The organism is Streptomyces sp. NPDC052396 (genome assembly GCF_044593195.1).
In the GTDB taxonomy this organism is placed as follows: Bacteria; Actinomycetota; Actinomycetes; order Streptomycetales; family Streptomycetaceae; genus Streptomyces.
Map to the genome: position 1 here is coordinate 127,036 of NZ_JBIUAW010000007.1, position 19,340 is coordinate 146,375.

Annotated in this window: 25 protein-coding genes and 1 pseudogene; 12 read left to right on the forward strand and 14 right to left on the reverse strand. The window is 72.2% G+C overall.

The genetic code is table 11. From position 1 onward, the window contains the following. On the reverse strand, positions 1–159 hold the full coding sequence (locus ACIHFE_RS19610) for a hypothetical protein (RefSeq protein ID WP_400108209.1): 159 nt from the start codon (positions 157–159) through the stop codon (positions 1–3). A 128-nt stretch (positions 160–287) separates the two neighbouring features. On the opposite strand from ACIHFE_RS19610, the gene ACIHFE_RS19615 reads away from it, so the two are divergent. Further along, positions 288–833, forward strand: coding sequence for a DUF6328 family protein (locus ACIHFE_RS19615; RefSeq protein ID WP_400108211.1), 546 nt, complete (start codon positions 288–290; stop codon positions 831–833). A 45-nt stretch (positions 834–878) separates the two neighbouring features. Then, positions 879–1,970, forward strand: a complete 1,092-nt coding sequence (locus ACIHFE_RS19620) for an enolase C-terminal domain-like protein (protein WP_400108213.1) — start codon at positions 879–881, stop codon at positions 1,968–1,970. Between the two features lie 75 nt (positions 1,971–2,045). On the opposite strand, the gene ACIHFE_RS19625 is transcribed toward ACIHFE_RS19620, so the two are convergent. Next, a complete protein-coding gene (locus tag ACIHFE_RS19625; RefSeq protein ID WP_400108215.1) occupies positions 2,046–2,888 on the reverse strand; it encodes an RNA polymerase sigma factor SigF in 843 nt (280 codons plus the stop codon). A gap of 312 nt (positions 2,889–3,200) precedes the next feature. Beyond that, a complete protein-coding gene (locus ACIHFE_RS19630; protein ID WP_400108216.1) occupies positions 3,201–3,371 on the reverse strand; it encodes a hydrophobic protein in 171 nt (56 codons plus the stop codon). A 135-nt stretch (positions 3,372–3,506) separates the two neighbouring features. Between ACIHFE_RS19630 and ACIHFE_RS19635 the strand changes: the two genes are divergently transcribed. After that, a complete protein-coding gene (locus ACIHFE_RS19635) occupies positions 3,507–3,680 on the forward strand; it encodes a CsbD family protein (RefSeq protein ID WP_400108218.1) in 174 nt (57 codons plus the stop codon). Positions 3,681–3,772: 92 nt separating this feature from the next. Here ACIHFE_RS19635 and ACIHFE_RS19640 read toward each other — a convergent pair whose 3' ends face one another. From ACIHFE_RS19640 to ACIHFE_RS19655, 4 genes are all read right to left on the reverse strand, one after another. Further along, on the reverse strand, positions 3,773–4,216 hold the full coding sequence (locus tag ACIHFE_RS19640) for a DUF5360 family protein (RefSeq protein WP_400108220.1): 444 nt from the start codon (positions 4,214–4,216) through the stop codon (positions 3,773–3,775). Next, complete coding sequence (locus tag ACIHFE_RS19645; protein WP_400108222.1) at positions 4,216–4,542, reverse strand: DMT family transporter; 327 nt, start codon at positions 4,540–4,542, stop codon at positions 4,216–4,218. The genes ACIHFE_RS19640 and ACIHFE_RS19645 overlap by 1 nt, the downstream gene beginning before the upstream one ends. After that, positions 4,542–5,120, reverse strand: coding sequence for a TetR/AcrR family transcriptional regulator (locus tag ACIHFE_RS19650; protein WP_400108224.1), 579 nt, complete (start codon positions 5,118–5,120; stop codon positions 4,542–4,544). The genes ACIHFE_RS19645 and ACIHFE_RS19650 overlap by 1 nt, the downstream gene beginning before the upstream one ends. A gap of 106 nt (positions 5,121–5,226) precedes the next feature. After that, positions 5,227–5,406: a hypothetical protein gene (locus ACIHFE_RS19655; protein ID WP_400108226.1), complete on the reverse strand. Its 180-nt coding sequence runs from the start codon at positions 5,404–5,406 to the stop codon at positions 5,227–5,229. A 166-nt stretch (positions 5,407–5,572) separates the two neighbouring features. Here ACIHFE_RS19655 and ACIHFE_RS19660 point away from each other — a divergent pair, with 166 nt between their 5' ends. From ACIHFE_RS19660 to ACIHFE_RS19680, 5 genes are read left to right on the forward strand one after another with little or no spacing between them, the layout of a single operon-like run. Then, positions 5,573–6,760 (forward strand): aminotransferase class I/II-fold pyridoxal phosphate-dependent enzyme, encoded by a 1,188-nt coding sequence (locus tag ACIHFE_RS19660; protein WP_400108228.1) that lies wholly within the window; start codon positions 5,573–5,575, stop codon positions 6,758–6,760. Further along, positions 6,757–7,371, forward strand: a complete 615-nt coding sequence (locus ACIHFE_RS19665) for a hypothetical protein (protein WP_400108230.1) — start codon at positions 6,757–6,759, stop codon at positions 7,369–7,371. Before ACIHFE_RS19660 ends, ACIHFE_RS19665 begins: the two co-directional genes overlap by 4 nt. Further along, on the forward strand, positions 7,271–8,200 hold the full coding sequence (locus tag ACIHFE_RS19670) for a methyltransferase domain-containing protein (RefSeq protein WP_400108232.1): 930 nt from the start codon (positions 7,271–7,273) through the stop codon (positions 8,198–8,200). Before ACIHFE_RS19665 ends, ACIHFE_RS19670 begins: the two co-directional genes overlap by 101 nt. Continuing rightward, positions 8,197–10,761: an MMPL family transporter gene (locus ACIHFE_RS19675; RefSeq protein WP_400108234.1), complete on the forward strand. Its 2,565-nt coding sequence runs from the start codon at positions 8,197–8,199 to the stop codon at positions 10,759–10,761. Before ACIHFE_RS19670 ends, ACIHFE_RS19675 begins: the two co-directional genes overlap by 4 nt. Before the next feature lie 15 nt (positions 10,762–10,776). Further along, the gene (locus ACIHFE_RS19680) at positions 10,777–11,469 is read left to right on the forward strand and encodes a CPBP family intramembrane glutamic endopeptidase (protein ID WP_400108236.1); all 693 of its coding nucleotides are present in this window, start codon (positions 10,777–10,779) and stop codon (positions 11,467–11,469) included. 12 nt (positions 11,470–11,481) lie between these two features. On the opposite strand, the gene ACIHFE_RS19685 is transcribed toward ACIHFE_RS19680, so the two are convergent. The 3 genes from ACIHFE_RS19685 to ACIHFE_RS19695 form a co-directional block, all read right to left on the reverse strand. Continuing rightward, positions 11,482–12,501 (reverse strand): DUF1259 domain-containing protein, encoded by a 1,020-nt coding sequence (locus ACIHFE_RS19685; RefSeq protein ID WP_400108238.1) that lies wholly within the window; start codon positions 12,499–12,501, stop codon positions 11,482–11,484. 133 nt (positions 12,502–12,634) lie between these two features. Beyond that, positions 12,635–13,942: a phosphoribosyltransferase family protein gene (locus tag ACIHFE_RS19690; RefSeq protein WP_400108240.1), complete on the reverse strand. Its 1,308-nt coding sequence runs from the start codon at positions 13,940–13,942 to the stop codon at positions 12,635–12,637. Between the two features lie 52 nt (positions 13,943–13,994). After that, positions 13,995–14,426 carry an HIT family protein gene (locus ACIHFE_RS19695; protein WP_400108242.1) on the reverse strand — a complete coding sequence of 144 codons (432 nt, stop codon included), beginning with the start codon at positions 14,424–14,426 and terminating at the stop codon, positions 13,995–13,997. A gap of 36 nt (positions 14,427–14,462) precedes the next feature. Between ACIHFE_RS19695 and ACIHFE_RS19700 the strand changes: the two genes are divergently transcribed. Both ACIHFE_RS19700 and ACIHFE_RS19705 read left to right on the forward strand, forming a co-directional pair. After that, positions 14,463–15,224 (forward strand): DUF72 domain-containing protein, encoded by a 762-nt coding sequence (locus tag ACIHFE_RS19700; RefSeq protein WP_400108244.1) that lies wholly within the window; start codon positions 14,463–14,465, stop codon positions 15,222–15,224. 186 nt (positions 15,225–15,410) lie between these two features. Next, positions 15,411–15,785: pseudogene (locus ACIHFE_RS19705) on the forward strand (L,D-transpeptidase); the annotation flags it as partial. 42 nt (positions 15,786–15,827) lie between these two features. Here ACIHFE_RS19705 and ACIHFE_RS19710 read toward each other — a convergent pair. From ACIHFE_RS19710 to ACIHFE_RS19720, 3 genes are read right to left on the reverse strand one after another with little or no spacing between them, the layout of a single operon-like run. Then, positions 15,828–16,463 (reverse strand): pyridoxamine 5'-phosphate oxidase family protein, encoded by a 636-nt coding sequence (locus ACIHFE_RS19710; RefSeq protein WP_400108246.1) that lies wholly within the window; start codon positions 16,461–16,463, stop codon positions 15,828–15,830. 24 nt (positions 16,464–16,487) lie between these two features. Further along, the gene (locus ACIHFE_RS19715; RefSeq protein WP_400108248.1) at positions 16,488–17,117 is read right to left on the reverse strand and encodes an MBL fold metallo-hydrolase; all 630 of its coding nucleotides are present in this window, start codon (positions 17,115–17,117) and stop codon (positions 16,488–16,490) included. Beyond that, positions 17,117–18,202, reverse strand: coding sequence for an S-(hydroxymethyl)mycothiol dehydrogenase (locus tag ACIHFE_RS19720; protein ID WP_400108250.1), 1,086 nt, complete (start codon positions 18,200–18,202; stop codon positions 17,117–17,119). Before ACIHFE_RS19720 ends, ACIHFE_RS19715 begins: the two co-directional genes overlap by 1 nt. A 140-nt stretch (positions 18,203–18,342) precedes the next feature. On the opposite strand from ACIHFE_RS19720, the gene ACIHFE_RS19725 reads away from it, so the two are divergent. After that, on the forward strand, positions 18,343–18,618 hold the full coding sequence (locus tag ACIHFE_RS19725; RefSeq protein ID WP_400108252.1) for a hypothetical protein: 276 nt from the start codon (positions 18,343–18,345) through the stop codon (positions 18,616–18,618). 50 nt (positions 18,619–18,668) lie between these two features. Continuing rightward, on the forward strand, positions 18,669–18,860 hold the full coding sequence (locus tag ACIHFE_RS19730; RefSeq protein WP_400108783.1) for a hypothetical protein: 192 nt from the start codon (positions 18,669–18,671) through the stop codon (positions 18,858–18,860). 35 nt (positions 18,861–18,895) lie between these two features. On the opposite strand, the gene ACIHFE_RS19735 is transcribed toward ACIHFE_RS19730, so the two are convergent. After that, positions 18,896–19,321 (reverse strand): cold-shock protein, encoded by a 426-nt coding sequence (locus ACIHFE_RS19735; RefSeq protein WP_400108254.1) that lies wholly within the window; start codon positions 19,319–19,321, stop codon positions 18,896–18,898. Positions 19,322–19,340 lie beyond the last annotated feature (19 nt).

The window sequence follows — 19,340 nt, forward strand, 5'->3', positions numbered from 1 at the left end:
TCAGTCCATGGTCGGCGGGTGGTAGGTGCCCTCGTCCCAGACGTGCCGCCGCCGTACTCGCTCGCCCCGGCTTCCGGCCCGGGCGCCGCCGGGTTCGGCGGTACGGGAGAAGTCGCGCTTGCGGCGGTACTCCGCCAGCGCGGACCGGGCGCGGGCCATGGGCTCCTCCCTCCGGGACGGCGGACGCCGAGCGTGGGGCCGGAAACCGGGTACCCGTATCGCGGCCGGGCAACCAGGGGCCGGCCGCCGGCGGTGAAACCACCGGCAGCCGCGGGAAGGGACGGGCGATGGTGTCGAGCGGAGCCGAGCCACCGGGCGGACCGGACGCGACGGGGCAGGAGCCCGGCGGATACGGACGGCACCGGCACGGGCGGGAGGAAACGCCCGAGGAGCGGGCGGACCGGCGCTGGAACGACATCATCCAGGAGGTGCGGGTCGCCCAGACCGGGGTGCAGATCCTCTTCGGCTTCCTGATGACCGTCGCCTTCACCCCGGTCTTCGCCACCCTGGGCGGCACGGAGAAGACCATCTATGTGGTGACCGTGGTGCTCGGCGCGGCCACCACCGGCGCCCTGGTGGGGCCGGTCTCCTTCCACCGGCTGCTGACCGGGCACCGGCTCAAGCCGCAGACCGTTGTCTGGGCCTCCCGGCTGACCCTGATCGGAGTGGTGCTGCTGCTGGCCACCATGGTCTCCGCGCTGCTGCTGATCCTGCGCATCGCGTTGCGTGGCTCGGCGGTCCCCTGGGTGGTGGCCGGGCTGGCCGCCTGGTTCGTGCTGTGCTGGTTCGGACTGCCGTTGTGGACCCGGCACCACTACCGCGCCCGGAAATGACCCGCCCCGCGTTTCGCCGCGGCGGTGCCGGTTACCCGTGCGGGCGTGAGGATCGACGAGATCACCGCCCACGCCTACCGGATCCCCACCGAGGCCCCGGAGGCCGATGGCACCCTCGCCTGGGACGCCACCACCCTGGTGGTGGTGCACGCGCGCTGCGCCGGGACCACCGGACTGGGCTGGACCTACGCGCCGTCCGAGGCCGCCGCGGCGGTGACCGGCCTGCTGGCCGGCCTGGTCACCGGCCGCAGCCCGCTGGACATCGCCGGGGCCAATGAGGCGATGGCCCGGGCGGTGCGCAACGCCGGACGCCAGGGGCTGCTGGGCTGCGCCCTGTCCGCGGTGGACATCGCGCTGTGGGACCTCAAGGCCCGGCTGCTCGAGCTGCCACTGGTCCGGCTGATCGGGGCGGTCACCGAGGAGGTGCCCGTCTATGGCTCGGGCGGCTTCACCACGTACCACGACACCCGGCTGGCCGCTCAGTTGACCGGCTGGGTACGGGGCCATGGCATCCCCCGCGTCAAGATCAAGATCGGGGAGTCCTGGGGACGGTCGGTCTCCCGTGACCTGGACCGGGTGCGGCACGCCCGCGAGACGGTCGGGCCCGAGGTGGCGCTGTATGTGGACGCCAACGGCGCCTACTCACGCAAGCAGGCGGTCAGGGTCGGGGAGGCGCTCGCCGAACTGGGCGTGGGGTGGTTCGAGGAGCCGGTCTCCTCCGACGACCTGGAGGGGCTGCGGGTCGTGCGTGACCACTGCGCCTGCGATGTGGCCGCCGGGGAGTACGGCTATGACCCGGCGTACTTCGCGCGGCTGGCGCCGGTGGTGGACTGCCTCCAGGCGGACGCCACCCGGTGCGGCGGGCTGACCGGCTGGCTGCGGGCGGCCGCCGTGGCACAGGCCCATGGGCTGGAGATCTCGGGGCACTGTGCTCCGCACGTCCATGCCCATGCCGCCGCCGGGGTGCCCAACCTCCGGCATCTGGAGTGGTTCCACGACCATGTCCGGATCGAGTCCACCCTGTTCACCGGGGCGCTGGACCCGGCGGGCGGGGTGCTGCGGCCGGGGGCCGGGGGCCGGCCGGGGCACGGTATGGAACTGGACCGGGAGCGGGCGGCGGAGTTCCGGGTGGGATGAGGCGCCCCGCCGTGTCCCGCTGTGGTGTGCCGTCGCGGCGGCCGCGCGCCCGGTCTCGTGCCCCGGCGGACCGGATCAGGACTGGGCCAGCAGGCCCTTGCGCAGCCGCCCCAGCGTCCGGCTGAGCAGGCGGGAGACATGCATCTGGGAGACGCCCAGCTCCACCCCGATCTCGGTCTGGGTCAGCTCCGCGCCGAACCGCAGCCGCAGCAATGTGCGTTCCCGTTCGTCGAGTTCGTCCATCAGATGCTGGAGGACATGCAGGTTCTCCGCCTTCTCCAGGTTGTCGTCGACCTCGCCGATCCGGTCGGCCCAGGACCGGGCGGAGTCATGGGTGCGCGGGGTGTCGTCGGCGGGGGCGTCGATGGAGCAGGCGGTGTAGCCATTGCAGGCGATCCTGGCCTCCAGCACCTCCTCCTCGGACAGGTCCAGCAGGCCGGCCAGCTCGCGGATGGTGGGGGCCCGGCCCAGCCGGCCGGCCAGCTCATCGGTGGCCTTGGCCAGTTCCACGCGCAGCTCCTGCAGCCGGCGCGGTACATGGACCGCCCAGCTGGTGTCCCGGAAGAACCGCTTGATTTCCCCGGTGATATAGGGGATCGCGAAGGTGGTGAATTCCACCTCGCGGCTGAGGTCGAACCGGTCAATGGACTTGATGAGGCCGATCGTGCCGACCTGGACGATGTCCTCCATCTGTTCCGCCCGGCCCCGGAACCGCCCGGCCACAAAGCGCACCAGAGAGAGGTTCATCTCGATGAGTGTGTTGCGCACATACTGGTATTCACCGGTGCCCTCCTGAAGCACTGTGAGTCGGTTCAGAAAGAGCTTGGTGAGTGCACGGGCGTCCTGCGGGCTGACGCTGCCGGGATGTTCGATCCGCGGCAGTACGGCGGTGCCGAGACCGACCTTGGCGCTGGCCACGGTAATGACCTCCTTCGCTGCGGTTCCCCGTGGTGCCGCTTCTGCCCGGCATCGCGATGGGCATTCCGCTTCGGCGCGGATTCCGGCCGGTGTTCACCCACAGGTGTCGGCTGGGGGCGTGCTGGGCGGCGGCCGGTACGACGGGCAACTGCCGCCCACGGGCGGCGGGTTGTGCTCCGGGCCGGCGCCAGGGCGCCCGGCACCAGGGCGGCCGGGCCGGCTGGGACGGCCGGCCTCCGAATACGGCGGGCCCGGCCGGAATCCAAGGATCCGGCCGGGCCCGGGAAGTAGGAACAGTCGATTGTCCGGCCATCACCACCTATACCAGCGGCCGCGTCCGCCGTCTGCCCCGGTCATCCGGACCAGGAAGCCCAGCAGCCAGATCACCAGCACCGCCACGGCCACCCACCAGAGCAGCTTCACGGCGAATCCGGCGCCGAAGAGGAGCAGTGCGAGAAGCAGAACGAGAAGCAGTGGACCCATGTCAGTCAACCTCCTGCCGTTCGGTTGCCCGGTGAATTCCCGTTTACTCCCGCCGACTTTGTTGTTTGGGGGTGCACAAGGGGGGCACCCGAAGTGCGGCCGTAACGGAATGGCTGTCGAGAGGAGCGAGTGACCATGAGTGCCGGTGAGAAGGCCAAGGCAAAGGCGGAACAGGCCAAGGGCGCGGTCAAGCGGGAAGCGGGCCGGGCCGTCGGGAATGAGCGCAAGACGGCGGAGGGGCGCGGCGAGAAGGCCAAGGGGGATCTGCGCAGCGCCAAGGAGAAGGCGAAGGACGCCTTTCGGCGCTGAACGCGGCTGAGCGGCGCGGCTGGGCTGCGCGACTGAGGTGCGCGACTGAGCTGCGCGGCCGGGACCCCGGGTGGGTCCCGGCCCTCGCCGTGTCAGTCGGCCGCCGCGGCGGCCCCGGGAACGGCCGTGGCGCGGGCGGTGGCCACGATGCCCGGCACCGGGAAGAGCAGCAGGAAGAGATTGGGAACCCACCACTGGGCGGACCAGTCGCCGCGCAGCGCCCAGAAGGCGATGGCCTGGAGCCCCGCCACACTGGTCAGCGCCAGGGAAAGCAGCATCAGCGGCCGCCAGAGGCCGTTCTGGGCGCACCGGGACAGCCGCAGCGCGGCCAGCCCGGTGAGGCTGGCGGCGATGTCCAGCGGGACGAAGGAATAGTTCCAGTCACTCATCACCGGGTCGTCGTAGTTCTTGTAGGCGTATTCCGGCGGGATGAGGCGGAAAAGGGTGGCCGCCCAGTACAGCAGGAAACCGATGTCGGTGACGAGCATGGCCCGTTTCGTCAGCCGCAGTCCCCTCGGTGTTTTCCGGGAGTTCATCAGTGCTCCATTCCGCCGCCGAGATACATCACCGCGACACCGATGACCACCAGGACCACACCGGCCACCGTCGCCGGACGGATGCGTTCACCGAACAGCAGCACCCCGCCGGCGAAAGCCCCGACCGTCCCCAGGCCGGACCAGATGGCATACACCGGGCCCACATTGAGCGTCTTGAGCGCCTGGGAGAGCAGGACAAAGGCTGCTCCATAACCGATCACCAGAATGATGGTGGGGCCGATACGGGTGAGGCCGTGCGAGGCACGCAGCGAGAGGGTGGCGATCACTTCGGAGAGGATCGCCCCGGCGATCATCAGGGCTCCCATCAATGTGCTCCTTCACTGGTGGAGTGGCTGCGCCGGACGCCGGTGGCCCGCGGTACGCCTGGGTCTTGGGTTAACTCGTAGAGCAATTGGTGCAGTTGGGTGTGCAGGGCGTCATCGGGGGCGGCCAGGCCGAGGAGGCGCGCGGTCCACCAGCCGTCCACGGCCATGCGCACCAGGGTGCTCACCGCTGGGTCCAACCCGTCCTGTTCCAGGCGCTGTTGCCAGCCGGTGTAGCGCTCGCGCAGCACCTCCAGGACCCCGGGGCCGCCGGCGGCGGCGAGCAGGGCGAGGGGCACCTGGTCCGCGGTGCGCTCCCCGTCCGCGGTGGCCGGAACGGTGGTGGTCAGCCAGGCCCGGGTGAAGGCGCCGGGCGGCGCCCCGGGTGGCGGCAGACCGGCCTCGAAGCGGTCGGCCAGGCGCTCCACCACCCCCTGGATCAGGGCGAGTTTGCTGGGGAAGTGGTGCAGCAGGCCGCCCTTGCTGACCCCGGCCTCGGTCGCCACCGCGTCCAGCCGAAGGGCGTCCACGCCCCGGTGGGCCAGCAACCGTTCGACCGCGTCGAGCAGTTGGTCACGCACATGCTCTCCCGTCACTGGGCTGTCACCGTGCCCGCCGGGTGGTTGGCCAACCGTCCAGACGGTCGGAATCAGACTAGCACCGGGCCTGACCAGCCCGGATTTTCGATCAAGTGCCGCCAGGATAAAGGGGATCGAGCGATTCAGGATGGCGCTCGTCATAGCGGACCGGATTTGCTTGACTATCGCGTCCGGGGCTGACTACGGTCGGCTTCAATTCGACCGGAGTAGCGAATTGAACGCCTCCGGTGGTGGCGCCCGCCATGTCGGGACGCGCCTTCTCATTCATGATCGGGGGAATCAGGAATGATCGTCTGTCCGTTGTGCTGACATTTCGCCGGCGGCCCTGACCAGGGTCTCCGATCGTTCTCCGCTGTTCTCCGCCCGCCATGCGGTCATTCGGCATGTCCGGACATCGGCCCGCATGGATTCACGAACAGGAAAGAAGGAATCCGGTGGATGTCTTCGCACGGTTCTCCACCTTCACGGCCGCCCGGGAAGTGATCGCGGCCGGACTCTATCCCTACTTCCTCCCGCTGGACGGCCATGAGGGCCCCACCGTCATCCGCGACGGCCGGGAGATCATCATGTGCGGCTCCAACAACTACCTCGGGCTGACCGGGGACTTACGGGTGCGGGCGGCGGCCCGTGCCGCGGTCGACCGGTACGGCACCTCCTGCACCGGCTCCCGCTTCCTCAACGGAAACCTCACCCTGCACCAGGAGCTGGAGGCCGAACTCGCCTCCTTCTACGGCAAACAGGCCGCCCTGGTGATGTCCACCGGCTACCAGACCAACCTGGGGGTCATCGCCGCCCTGCTCACCCCGCGCGACCATGTGCTGATCGACCAGGACGCGCACGCCTCCATCATCGACGGCTGCCGGCTCAGCGGCGCCCGGCTGCGCCGCTTCGAGCACAATGACGCCGGCTCCCTGGAACGCGCCCTGGCGGCCCTGCCCGAGGACGCCGCCCGCCTGGTGGTGGTGGACGGGGTGTACTCCATGGAGGGCGACATCTGCGACCTGCCCGCCATCAGCCGGGTCTGCCGCGCCCATGGCGCCCGGCTGATCGTCGACGACGCGCATGGCCTGGGCGTCCTGGCCGGCGGCCGCGGCACCCCCGCCCACTTCGGCCTCACCGACGAGGTCGACCTGGTCACGGTGACCTTCAGCAAGTCCCTGGCCTCGCTGGGCGGCGCGGTCATCGGCGACGAGGACGCCATCCACTACCTGCGCCACCACGCCCGCAGCCTGATGTTCAGCGCCTCCCTGCCGCCCGCCGACACCGCCGCCGCGCTCACCGCCCTGCGCATCCTGCGCGACGAGCCCGAACTGGCCTACCGGGCACGGAAGAACGCCACCTACGTCCGAGGCGAACTGGCCAGGGTCGGGGTGGACACCGGCAGCAGCGACACCCCCGTGGTCCCGCTGCACACCCCCGGCACCACCGAGACCCTCACCCTGTGGCGGCGGCTGCTGGACCGCGGCGTCTATGTCAACCCGGTGCTGCCGCCCGCCGCCTCACCCCGCCTGCGCACCAGCTATATGGCCAGCCACACACCCGAACAACTCGACCGCGCCCTGGATGCCTTCGCCGCCGAGGCCCACCTGCTGCGGCAGCCGGAACCGGCGGCCGCGACGTGACACGCCCCCGGCCGCCGGCGCCCGGAGCACACGCCGCCCCGCTGCCCGCCACGGCGGCGCTCGGGGCCACCGGCGCCGCCCTGCTGGGCCCCGCCGGACCGCACACCCCGCTCTGGCCACCGCTGGCCGCGGCCGCCCTGGGCGCGGCGGCCGGCACCCTGCTCGCCCGCGGCGGCCGGTGGCACCGCCCGGCCCACCCCGCCGCCCCGGCGGCCGGACTGCTGCTGCTCGGCGCCGTCCTGCCCTGCCTCTGGACCGCCCAGGGCACCCGCACGGCCGCCGCCCTGGCGGCCCTGTGCGCCCTGGCCGCCGGCCTGGCCATGGCCCCGGCGCTGCCCACCCGCCCCGCCGCGCTGGCCGCGGCGGCCGGCGCCGGCGCCATCGGCTGGGGCGCCGGCCTGGCCTTCCCCGCCCGGACCGCCGCCGTCCTGGGCACCGCGGCCTGCGCCCTGGGCCTGCTGCTGCTCGCCCGCACCGCCGCCCCGACCCACCCATCGAAGGAGTTCCCCCATGAGCCGTGCCCGCCTCGCCGCCCGGGCCCTGCGCCTGGCGCTGAGCAGGTCGCACGCGGACCCCACCGCGGACTACAACGCCGCCAGCGAGGACTATGACACCTACTTCAGCCCCGTGATGGGCCGGCACTCCCTGGCGGCCCTCGCCGAGGTGCCCGTCACCCCCGGCGACACCGTCATCGAACTCGCCTGCGGCACCGGGCACTTGACCGCCGAGATCGTCCGGCGGCTGGAGGGCCGGGGCACCGTGCTGGCCGTCGACAAGTCGCCCGGCATGCTGGCCGTCGCCCGGGCCAAGGTGCCGCCGCGGCCCGGCGGCCGGGACAGCCTGCGGGTGGAGCTCTCCGAGGGCGACATGGAGTCCTTCCTGCAGGGCCTGCCCCGCGGCAGCGCCGATGTGGTGGTGGTCGGCTGGGCCATCTGTTACAGCAAACCGCCCCGGCTGCTGGCCCAGATCGAGCGGGTGCTGCGGCCCGGCGGCCGGGTGGTGGTCATCGAGACCCGGGCCGACGCCCATAAGGCGCTCACCGAACGGCTGGAACGGATCTTCGCCGACGACCCCACCCTGCTCACCGGACTGGTGCGGGTGGCCCTGCCCAAGGACGCGGCCACCGTGGCCCGCTGGTTCACCAAGGCGGGGCTGACCGTCGCGGTACGCCGGGAGGGCAGTCAGGTCATCCCCGCCCACACCCCGGAGGACGTGGTGGAGTGGATCCAGCGCTCGGGCGCCGCGGCCGGCTTCAAGGACGCCGTGGACTCCGCCCGTGAGGAGCAGGTGCTGGACCGGATACGCGCCGGACTCGCCCAACTCCTCGCCAGGGAAGGCAGGCTGGACCTGCACCACACCTTTGTGGTGGTCACTGGCGCCAAGCCCGCCGACCGGCCGGCCGCCGCCCCCCGAGCCGGCACCTCGGGGGCCCGCACATGAACCGCTCCACCGGCGAGGCACCCGCCGGCCGGGCCGCCGCCGCACCGGCCGGGCCCGCGCCCGTCGGTACGCCCGGCCGTACCCAGCGGGCCCTGCGGCGCTTCGCCGAACAGATCACCGCCCGGCCCAAGACCGTCATTCTGGTGTGGCTGCTGCTGATCGCCGCCTGCTTCCCCTTCGCCTCCCGGCTCAACTCCTCGCTCACCGACCAGGGCGCCTCCAAGGTGGTGCCCGGCACCAGCAGCGCCCGGGCGGAGAAGCTGGCCGAGACCTCCTTCCCCCAGCGCTCCCAGCGCGAGGTGACCGTGGTGGTGCAGGCCGACTCGGTCCAACGCCCGGAGATCCGGGCCCTGTTGGCCGGGCTGGACGACCGGCTGGCCGGCCGGGTCCGCAGCGGCGAGGTGGACCGCACCAGCTCCGCGTTCACCGTCTACCGGGACGCGGTCAGCGCCGTGCTCGAACCGGTGCACAAGCGGGCGGCGAGCCAGGGCGGCACGGACGACCAGCGGCGCCGGGTGGCCGACGCGGCGGTGACCGCCGGCCAGGTGCCCGCCGCACTGGCCGACGCCGCCCGCCAGGCGGCCACCGCCCCCGACGAGGCGGGGGTGCGTGCCGCCGCCACCACCGCCACCGTGCGCGCCGACTGGCGGCACTTCCCGGTGCCGGTACCCGCCGAACTGACCGGACGGCTGCTGGCCCCGGACGGCCACACCGCACTGGCCTCGGTCAGCTACACCCCCAAGGCCGGCAAGGACCCCGATGTGGACTGGCTGCGGAAGACCACCGCCGGCCTGGTGGAGCGCAACCACCTCAAGGGCACCGCCACCGTGCACATCACCGGCGAACTGGCGCTGATCCATGACACCTACGCCAAGGCCGAGGACGACAACTCGCTGATGGAGTCGGTGGCCTACGCCATCATCCTGGTGGTCCTGCTGCTGTTCTTCCGCGCCCTGGTGCCGGCCGTGCTCACCCTGGTCATCATCGGCCTGGCCATGAACGTCTCCCAGGCCGGGCTGTATCTGCTGGGCCGGCAGGTCACGCTCACCCAGTTCACGGTCACCATCATGACCTTTGTGATGCTGGGCGCCGGCGTGGACTACAGCATGCTGCTCTCCTCCCGCTACCGGCAGGAGCGGCTGGCCGGCCGCCCCCCGCGCCAGGCCGCCGTCCAGGCCACCGTGCACGCCGGCGAGAGCATGCTGCTGGCGGCCATCGCGGTGGCCCTGGCCTTCGGCGCCACCCTGGTCTCCCCGGTCGACTGGATCCCGCCGCTGGGCTACGGCGGGCTGCTCGGCATCCCCGTGGTGCTGCTGGCGGCGCTCACCCTGACCCCCTGTCTGCTGGTCCTGCTCGGCGACCGGTTCTTCGCCCTGGGCCGCTCCCCGCTGGCCGACCTGGAACACCACAGCGCCCTGGGCCGGTACCTGCGGCGCACCGCCGAGTTCGCCCGCCGCCGCAAGGTGGCCGTGGTGCTGGTGTTCGCCGCGGTGACGGTGCCGCTGGCCCTGGTCGCGGCCGATCACCGCTCCACCGCCGACCCGGTGGCGCTCAGCCCGGCCACCGACTCCCGGGCCGGCTTCCAGGCCGTGGCCCGCACCTGGGGGGAGTCCGCCGTCCTGCCCACCGTGGTGGTCGGCCGCGCCACACCCGGCACCGTGACCGACGGCCAACTCACCGAACAGGGACGGCAGAAGGTCGCCGCCTTCACCGCCCGCCTGGCCGCGATCCCCGGAGTGGCCTCCGTCGACTCCGCAACCAGCCCCTTCGGCAAACCCTGGGACCAGGACCGGACCAGCCGGATGCCGGCCGGGCTGCGCGAGGACTATGTCTCCCGCGACGGCGCCCTGCGCTTTGTGGTCGCGCTGGCCGACCCGCCCTACTCTCCGCCGGCCGCCCGGACCGTACAGCGCGTCCAACGGGCCGTGGAAACCGGCGCCGGACAGCCGGCCCGGCTGGAGGTGGGCGGCGCCACCCAGGTCGACCGCCAGTACGGAGCCGCGCTGCGCACCAGCTTCTGGCAGATGGTGGCGCTGGTCTCGGCGGGCGTCTGCGTGATGCTGGTGGTGGCGCTGCGCTCCCTGCTGATCCCGCTGCGGCTGATCGCCACCCTGATGATGAGCAATGTGTGGGCGATCGGCCTGACCGTGCTGCTGTTCCGGGACTGGCGCGGCCAGGCGGTCATCGACGACCTGCCCATCTTCCTCACCGTGCTGATGATGGGGCTGGGCATGGACTATGAGATCTTCCTGGTCACCCGGGTGCGCGATCTGGTGCGCGGCGGGGTGCCCCAGGAGGAGGCCACCATGCGGGCCGTGGTGGACACCGGCCGGGTGATCAACGCGGCCGGGCTGGTGATGGCCGGCAGCCTGGGGACCATGGTGCTGTCCTCCACCCTGATGCTCCGTCAGTACGGCACCGGGCTGGGGCTGGCGGTGCTGCTGGACGCCACCCTGATCCGGATGCTGTTCGTCCCCGCCACCCTGTTGCTGCTCCACCGCTACAACTGGTGGCTGCCCAGCCTGAGTTGGCTGCGGCGCCGCCCGGCCAGGGCGGGGTGAGCGGCGGTGGCGGTGATGGTGACCACGGTCGCCCGGCTTCGGGAACGGCACACCGCGGCCCCCGCCGCCTCGGCGGCCGTACTGTTCGCGGTGCTGGCGGTGGTGCGGGTGGCCGGGGCGTTCACGGTGGCGCTGATGGCGCTGTCGGTGCTGCTGAGCGCCGCGGTGCTGGTGGTGGTGGAGCGAGAGGGCCGGGCCGACGGGGCGGGACTGTGCCGCTTCGCGTTACGGCCGGCGGTGGCCGGCACCGCGCTGGTCGCCCTGGCCTATGCCGAGACCTTCCTGGCCACCCGGGCGGCATTCGGCCGGGGCGAGGACAACTGGGTGGTGCTGGTACCGAAGTTGTTCGACGGCCTGGTGCCCGGCCCGCACTGGCTGGGGGTGGCCGCCATGCTGCTGGTGATGGGCGCGGTGGTGCCGCTGGCCGAGGAGGTCTGCTACCGGGGAGTGCTCTACAGCGCGGTACGGCGGGCCGCCGGCGGCTACGCGGCCATGGTGCTCACCGCGGCCGGCTGGGCCCTGGTCCACCTCGGCGACTACGGCCTGCACCCGCTCAACCCCAAGGTGATCTGCGGGGTGTTGCCCTCGGTGTTCCTGATGGGCCTGGCCCTGGGCGTCTGCCGGGCACTGACCGGCTCGGCCCTGGCCTGCGCGGTGGCCCAGGGCGTGTGCAACCTGCTGCTCCTGGGGGCGATAGCGCTGCTGTAGAGGGCAGTTCGGTCACCTGGACGGCAGCACATTGGTGGCGTCCAGCGCCGGCCGCAGGGCCCGGGCCAGCTTCACGGCGTCGTCCACGCCCCAGAAGTGGGTGAAGAACAGCCGGGGTTCATCGGTCAGACCGTGGTTGTGCAGTTCGACCAGATCGATCCCGCCCCGGCGCAGCGCCCCGAGGGCATCGGGGACCTCCTCGGCGGTCATCACAAAGTCACCGCTGAGCGCGGCCCTGCCGCCGCCCAGGGGCTGGAAGTTGAAGGCCGTGGTGGCCCCCAGTCCCGGAGGCAGCACCCGGCCCATGTCGGTGATGGTCTCCCGGCGGTTGAAGGTGCAGGTGTGCACGCCCTCACCACTGATCCCCCTGGTACCCAGGGCCTCCTCGATCCCGGCGATGTCCAGGTCCAGGGCCTGCGCCCGGTGGGCCGGGGCCGGGGCCGGCGGCGGGGTGCCGGTGTGCCGGAGGACGGCGCGCAGCGCCCGGGCCAGCTCGGCCGGGTCGTCGCCATGTGCGTGGGCATGCGTCCACCAGACCTCGGGGGAGTGGGCCGGCAGGTGCTTGTGGATGGCGGTCTGGGTGAACCCGTGGGCGCGCAGGGCATCGCTCAGTTTCTGCAACTCGCCCTCGGTGGCCACCAGATCACCCATGACCATGGTGCTGTCGTCGTCGTAGTGGACAAAGGACACATGCGACCCCAGGGCCAGCGCGGGGCTGACCCGCACCCCGCGGCACATCACCCGCAGATCCCCGCGCGGGAAGGGCACGTGGTAGTACAGCTCATGCAGCATCTCGCCGCGCCGCTCCAGGGATTCGGCGACCCCTCCCCAGTGCTCGGCGGTGGTGGGCACCGGCTTGACGGCCGGCGCGCACCCCAGGGGCCGCACGCCCGCGGCCGGAGCCGGGGCTGACGTGGCCGGAGTCGTCGCGGCGCCGGCCAGCACCGGGGCCAGCATGACTGAGGTCACCAGCCGCCGCCGGCCCACTATGAGGCCGGCGCCCGCCGGGTCAGGGGCGTCCGCTCGCGTCATGGAACACCTCCGCAGCGTCCCCGAAATCGGTCGGAACGGATGCTTGCGGAGTTCCCCGTCACAGCGCCGGATAACAGACCCGGGCTTGATCTTTTCGCCGTCCCGCGGTCCGACGGGCGGTCGGGGCCGCCCGTCAGGACGCCGCGGCCGCGGCCGGCGCCAGATGGGCCAGGAACCAGTCACAGGCCAGGTCGGAGACGGTCTCCAGGGCGCCCGGCTCCTCGAAGAGATGGGTGGCGCCGGGCACCACGTCCAGACGGTGCTCACAGCGCAGCCGGGCGGCCGCCTGCCGGTTGAGGTCCAGCACTGTCTCGTCCCGGCCGCCGACGACCAGCAGGGTGGGCGCGGTGACATCCGGCAGCCGGTCCATGGCCAGGTCGGGGCGCCCGCCCCGGGAGACCACCGCCGCGATCTCGCCGGTGTGCACACCGGCGGCGGCCCACAGGGCGGCCGCGGCGCCGGTGCTGGCCCCGAAGTAGCAGACGGGCACGGCCTCCTTGCGCAGCCAGACGGTCACCTCCGCCAGCCGGCGGGCCAGTGGCTCCACCGCGAACACATTCGCCCGGTCCGCGGCCTCCCGGGGCGTGAGCAGGTCGAACAGCAGGGTGCCCAGCCCGGCGTGGTTGAGCGCCTCGGCCACCGCCCGGTTGCGCGGGCTGTGCCGGCTGCTGCCGCTGCCATGGGCGAAGGCGACCACCCCGACGGCCCCGGCGGGCATGGTCAGATCGCCCTGCAGGGCCACCGTGCGGTCGTCCACCGCCAGGTCCACCGGTGCGGTGGAGTGGATGTGGGTGGCCGGCGCGGTGGGGCCGGCGCTGCGCCGCAGCAGCTCGATGACCTGCTCGTCCTCGGTCTGGGAGAAGTCCCGGTACCACTCGCCGACCGCCGAGAACAGCGCCGGGGTGGACAGGCAGACCAGCTCGTCCACCTCGTGCCGCAGCTCCTCGGCCGCGTCCGGCGAGGCCACCGGCACCGCCAGCACCACCCGGTCCGCTCCCTGGGCCCGGGCCACCTTGCAGGCCGCGGAGGCGGTGGACCCGGTGGCCACTCCGTCGTCCACCACCACGGCGGTGTGGCCCTTGAGGGGGATCCTGGGGCGGCCGCCGCGGAACCGTTCGGCCTGCCGGCGCAGCTGGGCCTCCTCGCCGTGCTGGACTTCGGCCAGGTCGTGCTCATTGACCCGGCTCATCCGCATGATGTCGTCGCGGACCACCCGGACGCCGCCCTCGCCGAGGGCGCCGAAGCCCAGCTCACGGTGGTAGGGGACGCCGAGCTTGCGGACGATGATCACATCCAGTGGGGCGTCCAGTTCCCGGGCCACCTCATAGGCCACCGGGACGCCGCCGCGTGGCAGGCCCAGCACCACCGGATGTTCCGAGCGCAGGTGCGTCAGCCGCTGGGCGAGGCGGCGGCCGGCATCCGCTCTGTTGTCGAATCGCATGATGCACCTCCCCGCCCTTCCAGTATTCGGCCGGTCCGGTGGAGGGCCAAGTTCAGGCTCCGTCCCCGCCCAGGGCCGCCCGGATCCGGTCCGCCACCCCCGCCGCCTCCTCGGCCGAGGCATAGCGGCCGCGCGGCCAGAAGAAGCCGCGCAGCCCGTCGCGGGGATTGCGCGGCACCACATGGACATGGAAATGGGGCACCGACTGGCTGACGCGGTTGTTGGCGGCGACCAAGCTGCCCGCGGCATCCATCCCGCGCTCCACCGCGCCGGTGATCCGCCGGATCCGTTCGAAGAACGGGCCGACCAGCGAGGCGGGCAGGTCGGTGAGGGTGGCGCTGTGCCGGCGGGGCACCACCAGCACATGGCCGGGGAACAGCGGGCGGGCGTCCAGAAAGGCCACCGCCGCCGCGTCCTGGAACACCAGGTGGGCCTCGGCGGCGCCCGTCACGATCGCGCAGAAGGCGCAGTTCGGGTCGGTCATGATGGGCCTCTCCGGTCTCGGGGCACAGATCGTTCCATGCCCGTACTCATCGGAACCTCGGGATGGCAGTACCCGGACTGGCGCGGTGTCCTCTACCCCGAGGGCTGTCCGCAGCGGCTGTGGCTGGAGGAGTACGCCCGGCACTTCCCGACCCTGGAGAACAACAACGCCTTCTACCGGCTGCCCTCCCCGGAGACCTTCGCCTCCTGGCGGGAGCGCACTCCCCGGGGGTTTGTGATGGCGGTCAAGGCCAGCCGCTATCTGACCCACATCAAACGGCTGCGGGAACCGGAGGAGCCGGTGGACCGGCTGCTGCGGCACGCGGCCGGGCTGGGGGAGCGGATGGGGCCGGTGCTGTTGCAGCTGCCGCCCACGCTCAAGGGCTCGCCCGAGGCCCTGGACGCGGTGCTGGCCTGCTTCCCGGAGCGGATCCGGGTGGCGGTGGAGCCCCGGCACGAGTCCTGGTGGACGGACGAGGTGCGGCGGGTGCTGGAGCGCCGGCAAGCCGCGCTGTGCTGGGCGGACCGCGACTCGCGGCCGGTGACCCCGCTGTGGCGCACGGCCCCCTGGGGCTATGTGCGCTTCCACCACGGCCGGGCCCGGCCCTGGCCGCGCTACGGCCGGGCGGCGCTGGCGAGCTGGGCACGGCGGATCGCCGATGCCTGGCCGGACTCGGCGGAGGTCTACGCGTACTTCAACAACGATTCCGGCGGGGCCGCGGTGCATGACGCCCGGCTGTTCGCCCGGGTGGTACGGGGGACCGGGCGGACGGTACCGGAGCCGATGACCGGTCCGTAATATCCCGAACAAATCATCTGGTTCCCGTGCAACCATTCGATGATGTGCCCGGTCTCACGGACCGTGACGACTACACACAACACGTTCAGAACGCGGCTGGGCGTACTGCTCGCGGCCGCGGGGCTGGCGGTGCCGCTGGCCGTGGTGAGCGGCGGTTCCGCACAGGCGGCCACCGACCCCCACCACAAGTGCCCCGTGAACAAGGGGCGGATCGCCTGCGTCGACCTGACCCGGCAGATCAGCTGGATCCAGGACGGCAAGCGGATCACCTACGGGCCGGTCCATATACGCTCCGGCCGCAAGGGCTTTGTCACCCGGACCGGACTGAAGCGGATCTATCTGCGCGACAAGAACCATATGTCGACGCTGTACCACGTCCGCATGCCCTACAGCCAGTTCTTCGACCGCGGGCAGGCGTTCCACTCCATCGCCGGGAGCGTCTACTCGCCGCCCGGCTCGCACGGCTGCGTCAATATGCGGCTCAGGGACGCCAAGGCATACTGGCAGCGGCTGCGCACCGGTGACGCGGTCTTCGTCTACGGCCGCAAGCCCGGCACCTGACGCGGTTCTCGCGGGGGCACCGCCCCCGCGAGGAGAGAGGCGTCAGTAGAGGTTCTTGGCGTAGCCGGGGCCGTAGTAGCGCTCCAGGTCGGCCAGGGAGTCCTCCGGGCGCTCAAGTGCCTGGGAAATACGGGCCCTTGAGGCCATCGCCTCCGGGTTCCAGGTCTCCTGCCGCCAGAGGTCGGACCGCAGGAACGCCTTGGAGCAGTGGTGGAACACCTCCTCCACCTCCACCAGCAGGGCGAGCCCGGGCCGGTGCCCGCGCACCGTCATCCGGTCGAAGAACGGCGCGTCCCGCAGCACCCGGGCCCGGCCGTTGATGCGCAGGGTGTCGGTCCGGCCGGGCAGCAGATAGATCAGGCCCACATGGGGATTGCTCAGCACATTGTGGAAGCCGTCCGCCCGCCGGTTGCCCGGGCGTTCGGGGATCACGATGGTCCGGTCGTCCAGGACCAGGGTGAACCCGGCCGGGTCGCCCTTGGGGGAGACATCGCAACTGCCGTCCGCCGCCGAGGTGGCCACCAGGCAGAACGGCGAGTGGGCCAGCCACTGCCGGTCGAGCTCATGGAGACGGGGGCGCTCCTTGTGGGCGACCCGGGGCACCGGCTCGCCGAGCAGCGCACGCAGCTCGGCCGGGTCCGTTATCTCCGCGATCCCGGTCAAGTCGGTTGATTCCATGCTGACTTCCCTTCGGTGGGGGTTTCAGTGACCGCGGGCCAGCCACTCCTCGAGATGCGGGGCTTCCTCGCCGATGGTGGTGGACTCCCCGTGCCCGGTGCGCACCACGGTCTCCGGCGGCAGCGTCAGCAGCCGCTCACGGATCGAGGCGACAATGGCGGGGAAGTCGGAGAACGACCGGCCGGTGGCGCCCGGCCCGCCCTGGAACAGGGTGTCCCCGGTGAACACGGTGCCCAGCGCGGGCGCGTGGAGACAGACCGCCCCCGGCGCGTGCCCCGGGGTGTGCAGCACGGTCAGCTCGGTGCCGGCCACCCGCAGCACCTGGCCGTCCGCGAGCTCCCCGTCCGGCGCGCGGTCGGGGTGGGTCAGCCGCCACAGCGGCAGGTCGGCGGGGTGCAGCAGCACCGGCGCGCCGGTCAGCCGGGCCAGCGCCGGCGCGGCGTCGATATGGTCGTCATGGGCGTGGGTGCACACAATGGCCACCACCCGTCGGCCGCCCACCGCTGCCGCGATGGCCTCGGCGTCATGGGCGGCGTCCACCACCAGCACCTCGTGCTCGTCGCCCACCAGCCAGACGTTGTTGTCCACCTCCCAGACACCGCCGTCCAGCGAGAAGGTGCCGGAGGTGGTGAGGTGTCCTACGCGGGCCGTCATCAGAAGACCACCACCGAGCGCAGCACATCGCCGTGGTGCATCCGCTCGAACGCCTTCTCCACCTCGGTCAGTTCGATGGTCTCGGTGACAAAGGAGCCCAGATCCAGCCGGCCCTGCAGATGCAGGTCGATGAGCATGGGGAAGTCCCGGGAGGGCAGGCAGTCGCCGTACCAGGAGGACTTCAGCGAGCCGCCGCGCCCGAAGACATCCAGCAGCGGCAGCTCCAGCTTCATCTCCGGGGTGGGCACTCCGACCAGCACCACGGTGCCCGCCAGGTCGCGGGCGTAGAAGGCCTGCCGGTAGGTCTCCGGGCGGCCCACCGCCTCGATGACCACATCCGCGCCGAAGCCGCCGGTCAGCTCGCGAATGGCCTCGATGGGGTCGGTGGTACGGGAGTTGACGGTGTGGGTGGCGCCCATCTTCCGGGCGGTCTCCAGCTTGCGGTCGTCGATGTCCACCGCGATGATCCGGGCCGCGCCGGCCAGCCGGGAGCCGGCGATGGCCGCGTCGCCCACCCCGCCGCAGCCGATGACCGCCACCGAGTCGCCCCGGCCCACCCCGCCGGTGTTGATGGCGGCACCGATGCCCGCCATCACCCCGCAGCCCAGCAGCCCGGCCACCGCGGGGGAGACTCGGGGGTCGACCTTGGTGCACTGCCCGGCGGCGACCAGGGTCTTCTCCGCGAAGGCGCCGATGCCCAGCGCGGGGGAGAGCTCACGGCCGTCGGTGAGCGTCATCTTCTGCCGGGCGTTGTGGGTGTTGAAGCAGTACTGCGGGCGCCCGCGCAGACAGGCCCGGCACTGGCCGCACACCGCCCGCCAGTTGAGGATGACAAAGTCCCCGGGCGCCACCTCGGTGACGCCCTCGCCGACCGTCTCCACCACGCCGGAGGCCTCATGGCCGAGCAGGAAGGGGAAGTCATCGCTGATGCCGCCCTGCTTGTAGTGCAGATCGGTGTGGCATACCCCGCACGCCTGGATCCGGACGACGGCCTCGCCGGGGCCCGGGTCCGGTACCACGATCGTCTCCACCCGGACCGGCTCGTCACGGCCCGGTGCGATCACTCCACGGACTTCCTGCGCCACCGCAAGCCCCTTTCTCGGTCAGCTCTTTCTTGATCACCTACGGGGCCCACTCTCGCACGGCCGCTTCCGCCGTCCAACAGCACCTGCACCACGGCGCGGGGCACGTCGCATACTGTGTCGGCAGCCCTGAGGAGGATGTGATGGACGCGACGCTGAAGACCGTGATCGGCGGAGAACTGGTGGAACTGCCCGCCACCATCGCCGGCATCCGCTCGGCCCTGGACGAGGACCGGGCCGCGGCCTTCGACCGGGAGATCCGGCACCTGTCCACCGTGGAGCTGCCCGTCGCGCTGACCCGCTGGGCCCTCTCCCTGACCACCGCGGACCAGGAGGACGAGGAGCTCTTCGACCGGCTGCAACGCGGTGAGGACATCGGGGCGCTGCCCGCCGGGGCGGCCCGCCCGGAGATGGCGTGAGCGGCTACCGGGTGCAGTACGCGCCGCCCGCCGACCGGGCGTGCACCACGATGGACGGGGCCCGGCGCAGCCGCTTCGAAAGCGCCCTGCGCGCCATGGCCGAGGACCCCTACGGCCATGGCTCCACGCCGATCAACAAGGAGGAGGACCGGCGGGAGGCCACCGTCGCCGATGTGGTGGTGCGCTACTACGTCAGCGAGAGCGTGCTGACCCTCACCGTGGTGCGCCTGGTCTACCTCTGACACCCGGTCCGCCTTCCGGGACCACGACGGGTGCGTTACGCCTCCACCCAGCCATGGTGGCCCGCGAGGCGCAGCAGCCGCTGGCGGGCCTGGAGGATCTGCTCGGCGGTCATGGTGGGCGCCGAGCCCAGCAGGGCCTCGGTTACCTCGTCCAGGAACTCCTTGGTGGACAGCACATCGCAGTCGCCGTCCTCCCCGCCGCCGGATCCGGCCGCGAAGCCGCCCGGCTGCGGGGAGCCGGAGCGCACCGTGGCGGGCCGGTCCAGCAGGCGCACCTGGGAGGCCTTCAGGCCCCGGTCGCCCTCTTCCACCAGGAACTCCACCAGCGCGCCCGGAACGATCAGGCGCTTGTCCGCATCCACGTCGTTGACGTGCATAAAGACGTCCTCGCCACCGGTGTCCGGCGCGACGAACCCATAACCGCGGAACTCATCGAAGCGAATTATCTTACCCGTGACCACAGACACTTCCCCACCTACA